Source organism: Paenibacillus sp. J31P190 (genome assembly GCF_059692075.1).
Genome location: NZ_JCAUAS010000004.1, coordinates 101,649 through 117,048, shown reverse-complemented (window position 1 = coordinate 117,048; position 15,400 = coordinate 101,649). Strand labels below are relative to the sequence as shown.

6 protein-coding genes are annotated in these 15,400 nt (G+C 46.6%); 1 reads left to right on the top strand and 5 read right to left on the bottom strand.

The genetic code is table 11. The features are described 5' to 3' along the window. Positions 1–11 precede the first annotated feature (11 nt). Positions 12–1,088, bottom strand: coding sequence for a Gfo/Idh/MocA family protein (locus AC58U0_RS10370; protein WP_497378927.1), 1,077 nt, complete (start codon positions 1,086–1,088; stop codon positions 12–14). 274 nt (positions 1,089–1,362) lie between these two features. Here AC58U0_RS10370 and AC58U0_RS10365 point away from each other — a divergent pair, with 274 nt between their 5' ends. Further along, positions 1,363–2,964 (top strand): AraC family transcriptional regulator, encoded by a 1,602-nt coding sequence (locus tag AC58U0_RS10365; protein WP_497378926.1) that lies wholly within the window; start codon positions 1,363–1,365, stop codon positions 2,962–2,964. 78 nt (positions 2,965–3,042) lie between these two features. Here AC58U0_RS10365 and AC58U0_RS10360 read toward each other — a convergent pair whose 3' ends face one another. The 4 genes from AC58U0_RS10360 to AC58U0_RS10345 all read right to left on the bottom strand — a co-directional run bounded on the left by AC58U0_RS10360 (position 3,043) and on the right by AC58U0_RS10345 (position 15,267). Then, the gene (locus AC58U0_RS10360) at positions 3,043–5,388 is read right to left on the bottom strand and encodes an FAD-dependent oxidoreductase (protein WP_497378925.1); all 2,346 of its coding nucleotides are present in this window, start codon (positions 5,386–5,388) and stop codon (positions 3,043–3,045) included. A 1,051-nt stretch (positions 5,389–6,439) separates the two neighbouring features. Further along, the gene (locus AC58U0_RS10355; RefSeq protein WP_497378924.1) at positions 6,440–12,022 is read right to left on the bottom strand and encodes a golvesin C-terminal-like domain-containing protein; all 5,583 of its coding nucleotides are present in this window, start codon (positions 12,020–12,022) and stop codon (positions 6,440–6,442) included. A gap of 351 nt (positions 12,023–12,373) precedes the next feature. Further along, positions 12,374–14,176, bottom strand: coding sequence for a sensor histidine kinase (locus AC58U0_RS10350; RefSeq protein WP_497378923.1), 1,803 nt, complete (start codon positions 14,174–14,176; stop codon positions 12,374–12,376). Beyond that, the gene (locus tag AC58U0_RS10345; RefSeq protein WP_497378922.1) at positions 14,176–15,267 is read right to left on the bottom strand and encodes a response regulator transcription factor; all 1,092 of its coding nucleotides are present in this window, start codon (positions 15,265–15,267) and stop codon (positions 14,176–14,178) included. The genes AC58U0_RS10350 and AC58U0_RS10345 overlap by 1 nt, the downstream gene beginning before the upstream one ends. Positions 15,268–15,400 lie beyond the last annotated feature (133 nt).

Sequence of the window (15,400 nt, the reverse complement as noted above, 5' to 3'; positions counted from 1 at the left end):
AAACGATTGCATCAAAACCCGTTTTGCGGAATGTCCATTGGGAAAGCTTCCGGCATTTTACAGGTGCTCTTGGTATAATAGTACTTGCCTTCGTCCGATGAGATGTAAAATCCGTGCATCATTTCTAAAACGTGATAGGCCAATTCGCCGCTCGCCCGATGCTCAGTTCCGTTTACGATGGCGTAGGCCATATCCATCAAACCGAGACCTCGACTGTTCGTTGTAAAACCATGTGTGAAAGGAACTTCTTTAAACTCAGAATAATCTTGTCTTTTCAAATAAACAGTACCGCCAAAATGATTAGGATCAGGGACAATTAACGATCCCGTAGTTCCGTGGATTTCAATATTCGAAATACGGGTTCCCCAGACGTCAAAACTGGTTACGATCGTTCCAACCGCTCCGTTCTCAAAATCTAACGTACCGCTTATATGCGTCGGAGTCTCAACAGGGAATTTCCTGCCATACTGATGTCCACCGGTCACCATCCGCTCTTTGAACGTCACACGAGTAGAACCTGCAATTCGGCGGACAGGTCCTATTAAGTTCACTAATGCAGCGAGGTAATAGGGCCCCATGTCAAACATCGGCCCTGCTCCCTTTTGATATAAAAAATCAGGGTTAGGATGGAAACTTTCGGGTCCGTGAGACATCATGAAGGCTGTTGCGGCAATAGGCTGGCCTATCCAACCATCATCGATCATTTTTCGACAGGTTTGAATACCTCCTCCCAAAAATGTATCCGGTGCAGAACCCACCAGAAGGCCTTTTGACTTCGCTAACGAGAGAATTTTCTGTGCGTCTTCCAATTCGATGGCTATAGGTTTTTCCCCGTACGTATGTTTGCCGGCTTCCAAAGCTCGCAGATGAATCTCCGCATGAGCACTTGGAATCGTAAGATTAACAACGATGTCGATTTCTGGATCGGAAATCAGCTCATCCACGTAACAAGCTTTAGGAACGCCGAACTCTTCTGCTTTTGATTGTGCCCGTTCCAAATCCAAATCGGCACAAGCAACGATATCAAGGATTTCAAATTTTTTCCCTGCCTCGAAATAGATTGAACTGATGTTATTTATGCTAGCCAAGAGAGTGATTTTTCCATCCGTTTATGTGTAAAAGATAATGGCACCGGCATCGAGGCTGCTCGGCTGGAGGAAATCAACGAGCAATTCCGCACCTCCGTGTATATCGCCAAAGGCGAGAAAGACCGAGAAAGCATCGGTCTAGTCAACATTAATGAACGCTTAAAGTTATTCTACGGTGAGAATTATCCCTTACAGTTAAACAGCATCGAAGGCCAATTCGCAGAGACGATATTAACCCTTCCCTATGACTCAAGAAGGATCGAGGAGAATGATCATGTATACAGTATTAATAATTGATGACGAAGAATTGATTGGCAGCGGCGTGAAAGCCAAACTTGAAAGGGCCAATGTATCAGGCATCCGGGATATTTATGTCGCGATCGGTGGTCTACAGGGGCTTGAGATGGCTACAACCTTACTACCAAACATCATTATCACGGACATTCGTATGCCCGAGTTAGATGGCATTCAATTGATTAAAGAGCTTGCTCCGTTGCTAACACGGACCAAATTCATTATGCTGAGTGGCTATGCTGATTATCCCTACGTCCGTGAAGCATTCAAATACGGCGCACAAGACTACTTACTGAAGCCAGCGGCCTCCGATGAGCTTGGCAAGCAAGTACAGTCCGCCATTGTCAGTATCGAGAAAGATAACCTTAACGACCAGCTCGTCGAAAGAAACCTAACGGATGCAAGGGCGCTGCTTACTGCTCGATTACCCCTAGTGATCCACGGGTCGAAGCGAAGCTCAGCCTCGTCTGCACTTGCTTACGATCAGGAAGCGGCTGTGAGCAGCAAAGAATCCGAGTCACAGCAATCACTCGAAGCTTACTTTCTTCATCCTCTGTTCGCCGTTTCCATGCTATCCTTTGACGATGTTACCTTCAGCGAGGAGCATTTGGATACGGTAACTGAATGTATGGAACAATGCGTTCGAGACTATGATTTAGCATCACATCTACGCTTCCTAGCTTTTCATGATGTGCAAGGAAGCGTGTGCCTTGTGTTTAATTATGCTGCATCCGTTTCCTTTGAAACCATTCAGGGCTTACTTAGCAAAGCTGTGAATATACTAAGGAAAGGCAATCCTCGGACGCCTACCGCCTCGATTAGCCAATCTGGGCAGGGCTTGGACGATTTATCGCGTCTGTATAAACAAGCGCATAACGCGATGTCTGAGCGGATTTTACGAGAACCATGCGATGTCTTAGTGACGGTTGAACCACTCGGTTGGACGGAAGCTTGGCTGCCTTCCAAAAAGGATATGGAGGAGTTCAAGCAAGCCGTTGAGACACTGCATTTGGAACGTATCGGCCTTTGGGTTGACCGTCATCTTAGCGATTCTTTGCGGCCACAGATGTCTTTGGAGCAGCTAAAATCGATTTATGATCTGGTTCTTTCTGAAATCCATCGCCATGTTCATGATCGCTTTCTTTTTGAAGAGGCTGAGCGCGCAACAGCTTTCGACACATTCCATACATTAGGCGAGCTTCGCCATTATTTAAAAAGCTATGCCACAGATACGAAACATCTCATCTCAGAGCATGCTAATTTAGGCGAAACGGTTATTACGGTAGCGGAATCCATCGTTCGTGAGCATTACAGCCGCGACCTGCAGCTAGCAGAGGTGGCCAATCGGGTATCGATGAATTACTCGTACTTCAGCAAGCTTTTTAAGGAACGAACCGGGTTAACCTTCACTGCCTATTTAATCAAAGTCCGCATGGAAGAAGCCCAGAAGCTGCTCAAAGACCCCACCTTACGGATCAATGAGATCTCGGAAAAGGTAGGGTATGGCAATCTCTATCATTTCTCGCGTGCTTTCAAAAATTATTTCGGCGTATCCCCGAAGGAACATCGTAAAACGATGTAACATTTACCACTTGGAGAAAATTAGAAATCAGTGAGAAACAGCCCCAGTTCATCAGAACTAGGGCTATTATTCAGTGAATTAACCTTGATAACATCGAATTTCATAGATAGCCGCCGACGAGTCCCCGTTGGTTGCGTCGATGACAACGCGCAGCTTATCGGTTTGAACAGACTGCGCAAGCGTATAGCGGCAATGACGCTGGTAATTCCCCTTTATCTCAAGAAGCTGCTTCCAGGTGCCGCCAACGAAGGCTTCTATCCGATAATCCTTCGGACATTGCGGGTCGCGATAAAACGGCGCATACCCACGGTATTCCCATAAAAGGCTGCCAGGGAACGTAATCTCAATCTGTTTGATCGATTGATGCTCTTCCCAGTTTAGCTCCAGCCATTGCGAAAGCGGCTCGCGCGGATCAGACCGCCACAGGTTCGTAAACCGATATGGTCTAGTCACCCCACTAATGACATGCTCAGGACGGTAGGCATACTGCGGAGGCTCCACTCGGAAGCTGCGGGTCGGTCCATTCCAATCCCGGCGCATCTTCCCTTCACCCATTTCATACGCACACGTTTGCCCTGGCACGATGCCGTCAGAACAATGCCAAACGATGTGGGGATTCGCAAGCAAGTCCAAACGAACATAGCTGCCAGACTTCAGGACAGTGGTCTCGTCCAGATGGACATCCCAGTCTATCCATTGATACTTGCCCGGCATAATGAGCAGCTCCGTTGTGGCAATGGCTGGACTCGCTTCAGTATGATAATCCCAAATATGATCGACAGGGATGATTTTCGCTTCCACGATTTGAGGCGTGTCGCTCCAATTGCTCAAACAAACCGAAACTCGGTTCAAAACTCCTTCCGAAATCGCAATCCATTGCCCTTTCCGTTGGCGGAGAAAATCATCTTGAGGACCCCACTCACCAGACGCTTTCAGATCCCCCCTCACTTCGGCGCCATGGAACGCCGCTTGGCTGCTAGCTGTAACTTGCGCGTTGCGTGCAAGATCCAACTCGTCCTCGTTCGTCGTATTCAGCAGGAAGCAGCCATCACGAAGCAAGGTTTGCTTCACTTCCCAGATTGCCTGACTCGGCACATCAGCAAGTGCCAGCCCTTTCTTCAAAGCAATAGCTGCAGCCGTTCCAACCGCCTGCCCAACAAGCGCGGTCGTCCCCATGACGCGCACGGTTCCAAGTGCTGCATGTGTCACCGAAATGTTCCGGCCAGCCATCATCAAGTTATCGACATCCTTGGCGATCGTTGACCTGAGTGGAATACCATAAGGCCCACAGTAGCTTTTGACCATATACTCGGACGTTTCATCGTATCCTTCTGAGCTAGCATGCTCGCTCGTAGGCGCAAGCAGTCCACCCGGGGTGTGCAGATCCAGGAACCAGCCTCCGTAAGCAATTTCGTCTTCAAATATTGTGTTGTTCAAAGGATCATGCTCAGTCATTAAATACTGCCCCATAATTCTGCGGCTTTCTCTTTTGCCTGGCACCTGACCTATCCAATCAATCGCATGATTTGCGGCCAGTTCTTTCGTAAGCGGATCTTTGTTCTTGATCCAATCCCAAATCCCTAAGACATACCGTGTTAGCTCATGGCGAATATCTTCACTTTCATAAATCGTATGCCAAGGCACACCAATCTCGATCCACCAGTAACCGCCTCGCATATCGTTCGGATTACGTCCCTGTTTATAGAAAAAATCCGGATTATCGAGCTTCGCAGCCCAATCAGGTGCGGTGAACGGAGCTGGGAAGCCTAGATCCTTCGTTTTAAAAAGAAGTGAACTCCCCATCACATCGCCGCTGGCCTCATGCGGCGCATGCGGTTCGCCAAACTCCTCGCGTCCTTCCGAACCCATCCGCCATTCACAACCTGCACGGTCAGCAACGATGCCATCGCCTGTGCAATCAACGAATACATCAGCTACTAATTCGAGCTCCGTCTCAGCGTTAGCTACGTAACCCACGACTGACGCGATCTTTCGCTCATTTGCCATCCGAACATCCAGAATGGACGTATTCAAATAAAAGGTCAAATTCTCTGTTCGCTGCGCCATGTCATACATCGTCATATCCCAAACGCTGTTCGTCCAGCCGTTCTCAAATATCGGCTCATGATTTCGCGCGCGTTCCTCAATCAATAACTCAGATATGATCCCAGTTTCCTTGGCGTATACATGAAAAGCAGCTGCACCATGCGGTGTCACTCTTACCTCAGAGGAGCTATTCCCTCCGAAGACGGGGCGATCCTGTACCAGACATGTTTTCGCTCCTTGTCTAGCCGAAGCAACAGCCGCACAGAAACCCGCCAGTCCGCCACCGCATACGACAACGTCATACTTCTCGGTCTTTAGCCCATTCTTTCTCGCTGATTGATTCCCCGCCATACTCGCATCCTTGAAGTCAGTCGTCATTTTTCAAATCTCCCTTTATGGAGCCGCATCTACTTATCCCTAGATGACAGCGTTTTCTTTTCCTCCTCTACACTTTATCCTGAGTATGTACACAATAAAATATCTCCATTTTTGATTTGATGCCTTCATTTTGGTACGGACAGAGAACCTCCATCTCCCACGCTGACACATAGTAAAGCTTCTAAACGATTCATCAACCTTACCGCAATACGAATGCGTATAACTCAAGACCGTTATCTTTTATCAGAGCCTGAAACATGGATTGTACATGCTATGGCAGTGGCGCACGGAGCCAGTACTTGGTATGGCGTCTATAATGACAATAATCGAGACGCTCACATGCAAACCCTTGCACACATCACGATCCGTTTGAATGAAATGCTCCAGCCAGTAACGACAATCCGCAGTTTACGGACGTCTAATCTGCTCCCTTTTCAACAGGAAGGGGAAGCCCCAATACGCTTTAGTGAAGTTAAACTTCTTTTGTGGTACAAAAAATTTTTTTTGCTACGATGGACCAATTAACCGAAAATAGACGTTTAACGGACCTGGATGCCGTTAACTGCCTATTTGAAGCGATGATTCCGAGCTTACGGACTTCAGCGCCGCTATTCGGTTTCAATCTATCTTATTTTCATAATTTGAAGTAGATTAAGGGCTGTCGAGTCCATTAGATTTTCAAATTCAATCTTTTTCGGGGATTAACGTCGCTCCAGTCCATTAGCCGTAAAAGATGAATCTGAAGTTGATTTCGCACCCATCTCCTTACTCAACAGCCGTATGTTGATTGGTCAGTCGTAGAAAAAAAAGCGAAACGCATACATCGTTTCGTCTTTTTTTCTGCCTTTTCAAATTAAACTGCTTCTCCTGATCTTGCAGACACAACCTTGTTACGACCGCCTCCGATATATTGTGGTCTACGCTTCGATATTGGAATGGATGGTGTGTATGACACTTGCCGTTCCGTCTTTGGCAAACGTTGCAGGTAGTTTTTTGCACAATCATTTTGTCGCTCGATATGATTCCGGTCATAGTTGACATGCACCTTGGCTTATTGATTATGTGGAACACTAACTGTACTTACTGCTGTTGATTTATTGCCTGCATTGTCGGTTATCGTATACGTAATCGTGTATATGCGCCCTGTTCCATTACCTGATCTTTCCGCGCGTAAACTAAATGTAGTGGCCGTTGACCCCATATCGGCCCCAATATCACCTTGCCCACTATCCGGTTCATTGCCGGCAATGGAGGTTAACACCACAGATGCAACGCCTGAAATAGCATCGCTCGAATTCAGCGTAGTATGAACAATCACCATTTCATGATTCGCCGGCCATATCGATGTTTTATCCAATTGAACGATTAGTACTGGCGCTGTTTTGTCAATCTTAAATGCGATTGTTTGAATCTGTTCTACATTGCCTGCTTGATCCGTGCTGCGAAAGGCAAATGTATAAATTCCTTCACCAAAGGCAGGTATGGCCCCCGTATAGGTGATCCAATCCCCGTTATTCACTTTGTATTCTGTTGTCGCCACACCAGATAAGTTGTCAGTAGCTGATAAACTTAACGCTACATCTGATGTATACCAACCATTGCTGCCGTTAGGTACAGCCGGGTTAACCGTTGCGATACTTACAGGTGATGTCTTGTCAATTTTGACAGTTGTGATGTGCTGCGTTTCAATGTTACCTGCGTTGTCCGTTGAACGGTACTGTACCGCATTTACTCCTTCATATCCCCGCGCGAACGGTGCTGTGTAGGCGATCCAGTCACCGCTTTCTCCAAGCCTGTATTCCGTCTTATTTATACCGGAGAGATTGTCTTCCGCGCCAAGCGTAATGACAGCATCCGTCGTATACCATCCGTTGCTGCCATTCGGCGCAGACGGACTTACTGTGGCAACGGTCGTTGGCTTGGAATTGTCCACTTGGATTGCCACGCTAGCCTCCGCGCTTGTTCCGCCGAGCGTTGCGGTCGCTTTAAGCTGAACCGTCCCTTCGCCTGCCGCCGTTGCAGTCACGATTCCTTGTGCGTCCACCGTAGCTATCGCACGATCACTAGAGAAGTTAAGGCTTGCTGTACTGAGGTCAGCCTGCGATCCATTGCTCATAATGCCGATGACAGTCAAGGTCGACTGATCACCGCTCTTCATGATGGGTTTACTAGCTGTCAGCGTCACATGATCCAGCGTGTTTACATTCACCTGCAGTTGGCCTTTTACGCCTGAACCATCGGCCGCTGCAGCATTAACGGTGACCGTACCGGTCTCCACGCCAGTCAAGATACCGGTCGCGGAATCGATCACCGCCTTGCCTGTTCCGTCAACGACGCTCCAAACGACCGCCTTGTTCGAAGCGTTAGCCGGCTGTATCGCCGCGATCATAGGTAGCGCAGCGCCTTTCAGTACGACAGCCGAAGGATTTCCCGTTACCATTATGCTTTGTACCGGCACGTTTGCCCCTATCCGAACAAATTTGATACCATCTGCGAGTATAAAGTTACTAGTAGTAAACCCGTTTGTAATAACGACGCTTCCCGATGAACCCGCAAGAAAAGGGGAGCTGCCGATTTTGTTCCATTTGTCGCCATTTATCGATTGATTCACCTTCACGACTGTGGAGCCTGTAGCCGCGTTGAGGGTGAATGGCGCATCCGTCGTTCCGGCCGTCGAATGATGCCACTCATACACATCATACATTCCGCTTATTGGAATGAGTGGGGTGTAAATGGCGCTTGCATTGCCGCTCTTGCTCGCATTTAATGCGAAATTCCCTTTATTGGCACCGGTATTTGTTCTCGTGTTATCCCAATTTGATCCCGTAAATTTGATTCCTGTCGCATCTGAATTGTCGATCGCGATCTCGACATTGTCCGGTATGAGATCGAACGACACGTTGTCAAATAATACTTTCCCCAAGCCCGAAAGGATACCGGTCTTGATGGTGATCTCCATCGGCTGCGTTACGACGAACGTATTGGCATAATAAGCATATTGATCGGTCAGCGCGATCGGCGCCATCTGATGGTCGCTCACCCCGTCCCACACATTAAGCTCCGCCTGGACGTCCGACCCGCCGGACAGCTTCTTGATGTAAGCGGACAGCGAATACGTTCCTGGCTGAAGTACCGTAAATTTCTGAATGAGATCGGTTCGACCGCCGGATGCCCCTGCCGAATTGAACTCCGCCGCAGCCCCACCCTGATAAGGACTATTTGTGTTCACATAGGCATTCGTCCCATAAACACCTGAGCCCATACTCCAGTTGTCAAATGTAACGGACGACGATCCACCAAGTGGGTCCCCCGATTTTGACTCAAAGTTACCATTCGCGAAAACAGGCGGCAGGTTGCCAGTCCGAACAAACTTTATCCCATCCGCCAGCATAAAGTTGCCTAAGGTAAAACCGTTAGTTAGGACAACGCTGCCTGTTGAGCCCGTATTGAAAGGAAAGCTGCCGATCTTGTTCCACTTATTTCCGTTCGTCGATTGATTCACCTTCACGACTGTAGAACCCGCTCCGTGATTGATCGTAAACGGCGCATCCGTCGTGCCGGTCGTTGAATGATGCCATTCGTATACATCGTACATCCCGGCTAGAGGAATGGACGGCGTGTAGATGACGCTTGATTTGCCTTCCTTGCTCGTATTGAGTGCGAAATTCCCTTTGTTTGCCCCGCTATTCGTTCTCGCATTGTCCCAGACGTTGGTGGTGCCGGTAAACGTCACTCCCGTCGTATCTGAATTATCCATTATGATCTCGACATTATCCGGTGCAGGATCGAAAGAAACATTGTCGAATACCACTTTTCCAGCACCTGACAAGATACCAATATTGACGGTAATATCCATCGGTTGGGTCACAGTATACGTCTTTGCATAAAAAGCATACTGACTGCTAAGGGTTACTGGAGCCAACTGATGGTCGCTGTTCCCAGCCCAAATGTTCAGCTCGGGTTGAACGTCCGCTCCGCCCTCCACCTTCTTGATAAATGCGGAGAGTGCATAGGTGCCCGGCTTCGTAACGGTAAACGTCTGGTACATATACGTACGATTTCCCGCTGCTCCCGCCGAGTTGAACTCCACAGCATTTACGCCCTGAAACGGGCTTGTTTTGTTCACATAAGCATTAGACCCGTAGACACCTGCGCCCATACCCCAATTATCGATGGTAACAGCAGCTGGCCCTCCGATCGGATCACCCGACAGCTTCTCGATATCTCCGTTACGGATGATTGTAAGCGGCACATCCCCCGTCACACTGTCGATAGCAAGCGGCTCGCTGCTGACGACAAAGACCGTGTTCTTCTTCACGATTTTACCGTTGGAATCCACCGATACCGGATTTCCATAGTTGTCAACTACACGAATGATTTTAGTGCTATTGGCCACGTTGATATTAAGCATCTGGCTATCCGCAGACAGAATGCTGAGGTAATTCCCATCCGTACGATGCAAATAATGATTAACCGTCAGAAAATTCTCTCCGGGAAACCCAGAATACGACCCTATATACTGATCCGCCTTCCTGATCTGATTTTGCATGACGGCCGTCGTCTGAAAAATTTCCGTTGGAGACTGCGAATACCGTGTGACGAACGTATCCGCATTGGGAACACCCATAGTGAAAAATTTCGAGAAGCCCGCCGACAGAAATTCCATATATTTCTGAACCGTACCATATAATTTCGATGTCATGGTTGGATAAATCTCGCCAAGAGGAAAGAACTCGCCTTGCCATAGCTTCAAATTCGGATGAGTGATCTTCGCCTGAGCGTAAGCGGTGAGTATATCCGGGATATAATTGGTACCTTGATACCCATGTACATTATAGATGTCGTAGTAACCGACATAAGGTTCTTGCAACGCATCAATCGTCATTTGGCGGTCGGCGGCAGTACCAGAAACCGAGGTGAACCCGCTCGTCGTGACATACAGTTCCAGATTGTTTCCCGTTTCTGTCAAATACTCATCTTTCACCTTCTGAGCCTGTTCATGAGCAATCTTCAGCATCATGAAATATTGTTCCTTTGTCCCTGAGAAACCAGCAGCGAGATAAGGCGGATGAAAGTTTACCTCATTGACGATTTCGTAATATTTCACTTTGCCCGCATAACGTTTCATCGTCTGGTAGACGTAATTGGTCCAATCTGCACCATTGCCCGCTTGAATATCTTTGGAAACCCAACGATCTGCCGGGTATTGGAGGTCGGATGGATAGCCTCCAGTTGGTATCTCACTAACAGGTGGCCTTGTCGAAGCCCAGTTGGAGGGATAGCCCATAACAGCCAACACATCCATGCCGGCATCCGTCGTCGCTTTCACATATTGATCCGCATGTTCCCATGTAAAATGTCCTTTCGTCGGCTCGATTTTATTCCATAAGAAAACCCTGGCGTCTTCCCAAGTGCGGGTAGCGCTTGTGTTGATTTTCTTCCATGGGGAAATGTCGTAGCTGTAACTAGAGTGCGTCCCATAATAATTGGCGTAATTGCCATCAGCGACGTTAGTGTCGTTCGTTGACACTTTGGAAATACCACTCTTGTATACGATGGGGTCAGCCGACGGTGAGCTTACCGTCGTTTCCAAATACCAGAAGCCCACTTGGCCGTTTAACTGCGGCAGAGTCAACTCCTCCATACGATAGGTGCCGTCCGCTGGTACAGTAACGATCTTCGGCTCGGTGAACACCACATTGCCAGATGGATCCGTCGCTTTAATACTGACCGTATATGTCTTCGCCGTACTTCCATAATTCACTGTCATAACCGGATAAACGGCCGCTTCATTTTGGTAGAATACTTCTTTCTCGTTTCGGAATGCAGGTTTAACGACGCTGTACTGGGAGGATGTATGCCACGGGGTAATAAATTTCTGCGATTGAATGGGCTGCCCCAGCGTGGCATCCGCCAGCAGAGCCGTGTCCACACCATGGGTAAAGGTGCTAGTGCTATGCTCCAGTTCATTAACCGCTAGCGCCCGAGTGGAAATTTTCACATTCGTAATGTTATAAGGGGCTCCCCTCTCTATCATAAATTCATAAGGCATGAATTTCTCCATCACGGATTTAACCGTGGTCGGCGAGCTGGTTAGCAAGACACCGTCCTTGTAGATGGCTGCGTAACCCCCAGCGCCCATTTTCCATGTGAAGGCAAGATTGAAGGGCTGGCCGACGACATAGTTCAACTGATTCGGCTGCGCATAGGCGAACGCGCCATTGGTTGCTTCCCCGTTTTTGACGAAAAAGGTAAGCGGCTGATCAAATGTCGCCCCCGTCGGCTTCGTTGTCGGCGGAGGAATATGGGCGTTGATTAATGTGAACCCTGGTCCACTCTGCTCGGGAATAAGGCGAAATAAGAAATCATAATCGTTACCAAACTCCGTATAGGGCTTGTCAAGACGCGCTGTCAGCTCAATTGTTCCTTCACTCGAGTTGATAATGCCCGGAGCGAAATCACGGTACCATGTTGAAGTATTCGTGAAGTTGTCCGTGTCGCCGTCCGCGGATGCTGACGGTACGACTATCAAACACGCAGCAAGTAAGGTAACAGACATTAGAAGCATCATACATATCGATATTTTGAGCAAGCGGTATCTTCCAACAAAATCTGGTAATATATTATTCGCCATACCTACACCTCCAATAAATTGTTGTTTTTCCTGAATCCAGCATAAAAAACCCGCTCTCAAGCTTTTTCTTTCTGCTGCGGTTCATGAATCTTACAAGAATTCGATTTTAACCACCCCCATTTGATAGCGCTTACATTTTAGTTTTTATCGAAATGCAAGTGTTGCTAAATCTTATAGAAAACTGAGAATCCATTCATTTAATCCGAGATACACCTCCATTCTCAAGTGGTATGGTACTCATTATAAGGAAATGCACGAAGTGCGCACAACTGGACAGAAACGCGATATGTACGACAAAAATGCGGATTTATCCCACGGTTCTTACTATGACGATGCATCTATATTGACGAATTACGAGTATAATGGTGAGGGTGGGTTAGCTAGCATCTGAGGCTTAAGTTTCGCTACTGCTCGACAACCTGATCCTGGCTGGCTGAAAAACTGCAGACCACATTCCTCACCATAATGAACCTGGATTCGTTGATTTACACTTTTCACGCCATAACCGCGAGTTTCTATTTCTAAAACCCTCTTCAATTGCTCTTCCGTCATTCCGATACCATCATCACTTACCTCCAAATATACAAATTCCCCCTGCTGAGATGCCCTAACCGTGATGATACCCGCCTTACCTGGTTTAGGTCGAATACCATGAATAACAGCGTTCTCAACTAAAGGCTGCAGAATCATCTTGATAATCACAACGTCCATAATCCCCTCTTCGATATCGGTCTCAAACTCGATTGCTCCACGATAACGGTAATTGATAATGTGCATATAACGGCTGACCTCCTCTACTTCCTCGGACAGTCTTATATGCTCTTTGCCCTCGTTTAGACTGAGCCGAAGAAACTTGGCCAGAGATTCCGTAATTTCTGCAATTTCCTTCGCATCAATGCGTAGGGCACTCCATTGGATGATATCAAGCGTGTTGTATAGAAAATGTGGGTTGATCTGCGCATACAGCAGCTTCATCTCTGTCTCCTGCTTGCTAATTTTCACCTGATACACTTCTTCAATTAATGCTTTGGTAGTCATACTCATCTGGTTAAAAGAACGCTGCAATCGAGAGTACTCATCATTACCACGAATATTTGTTTCCGTTTCAAATTGTCCTACATCCGCAAGTTTAATTAAACGAATAAGCTTCTTTAGGCGCTTAGTAATAGAGCCTGAAATGAAAAAAGCAGTAATAATGGCAAGAATAGAAACGAATGCAGCCAAGGCGAACATGAAATTTTGAATGGATCTACTATTCATGCCTAAATGCCGCTCGGTCATCAGTAGAGAAATATTCCAGTCCAACCCGCTCAACTTGCTGTTCACTGCATAATAAGTACCTAAACCGGGACCGAAATGGGTGATCCCTTCCTGACGGGTGGGCAACGAGGACATAAACTGCTGTTCCAACTTGACATCACCCAAGGGGAGATGCTTGACTCCGATCCTCACACCACCTGTATGCACTAACGTTTCTGCTCCATCAGGAAGCCTTAGATCGTTAAGAATATCCCAAATGAACTTCGAATCAAGCTCAATCATCACATAACCAAGGATTTGTTGGATATGGTTGTTATCGTGAATTTCTTTAATAAAGAGCACCTCGTCTGCTTGAGCTAATTGTAAGTGCTGAATCACATCAGCATGAAACCAAGCTTGCTTCTTGCTCTCATTCAGCAATGGCTTTAATGCAGAATCCTTTTCAAGCTCTCCAATACTGAAAAAATTCGGATTTGCTGATAGGAATGCCGGATTGCCCTTCATAAAAAAGCTCACCTTGAGTACATTTCTTTTCCCTTCATAATTGGTAACGTTTTTGTTGAGCACATTGAAGAAATCGATGACTTCGGCCGAAGTCAGTTGACGTTCGGCTACAGTTTGCAATACTTTTTGAATATCATAATTATTTTGTGCCAAATCTGCGATATCATAACCCACGTCAAGTCCAAATGCTACATTCTTCTCCGCTTGCTTCAGCGCTTCTAGATACGCGTTTCCGGTTTGCTCCACAACCGACTTGTGGATCGTTGTATAGGTGAAATAAACCAGCAAGAAAACCGGAACTATAATCAGAATTAAATAGGAGAAGACGAGTTTCGTGCGCAAATTGAGATTGTAATAAAATCCGCTCAGTACATCCGCTAATTTTCTCATCAGCCACGCTCCCGAAATTGTACAGGAATAACACCCACCAGCTTTTTAAATATTTTCGTAAAATAATAAGTATCCTGGTATCCGACTAGATTGGCTACTTCGTATATTTTAATTGCGGGATCACGCAGCAGCTCCTGAGCCTTCTCAAGTCTCACCATCGTGATATATTCATTAATCGTTTGACCCGTTTCTTTTTTAAATAACCCCTGAAGATGGCCAGCAGACATATATACCTCTTCCGCAAGTTGTTGAATCGTTAGGTTTTGATTGTAGCTCTTCCGTATAATCGCCTCAACACTGCGAATTACCTTACGCGATTTATTGTTGCGCGACTCATTGACGATTTGTTCGATGTGAAGAAGCTTTTCGAATACAAATGTCTCTATCTGGGCGCTGCTCTGCATCATTCTAAATTGCTGCAGTGAATCCTGCATCTCTTTGACCGCTTCATGTCCGATGATGGCAGCTGCAGAACGAAAAGCTTTGATAAGAAGCTCACTGCAAAGAATGACCAGAATCAGTATACTGTCCATCTTGTAGAGCCTAATGGATGCAAAAAACTGCTCTAACTCGTCGATTAGTGTTTCAGTCAATCCACTGCCGGTCAGCTTAACGATACGCTCTCTTAAATCTACAATTATCGTAAGTTCTGTAGGTACAGTACTGTCCACATAATAATGGCTGATATCGTCCTTAAACCTTTTATACTCACGTTCCTTTTCCAGTCTGCTTATTACTTTGCCAACAACCTGCATCATCTCTTCACGATTGAAAGGCTTTAGCAAATAATCAATTGCATCCAATTTAATCGAGGCTTTCACATATTGGATATCTTGATGTGCACTAATCATAATGACCATTAGTTCAGGGTGTTCGATTTTCAGCGCCTCGACAAGCTTAATACCATCCATGCCTGGCATGACCACATCGGTTATGACTAAATCCGGAACGATCGTCCGAGCGATTCTTAAGGCTTCTGCACCATCCTCGGCTTCACCGGCAATTATAATTCCCAAACTTTTCCAGTCAATTAAATCCCTTAAACCTTCTCTGGTAATATAATCATCATCGACAAGCAGTAATTTGTGCATAAATCAACCTCCAATGTTTAGTTTGAGGTACTAATAAAACAATACACTAGATTGACAATCAGATATATAGCTAAAATTATGAGAAAACCTCTATCGAGGTCATTCAAAAATGAGCGACCGCGTTTAACGAGGA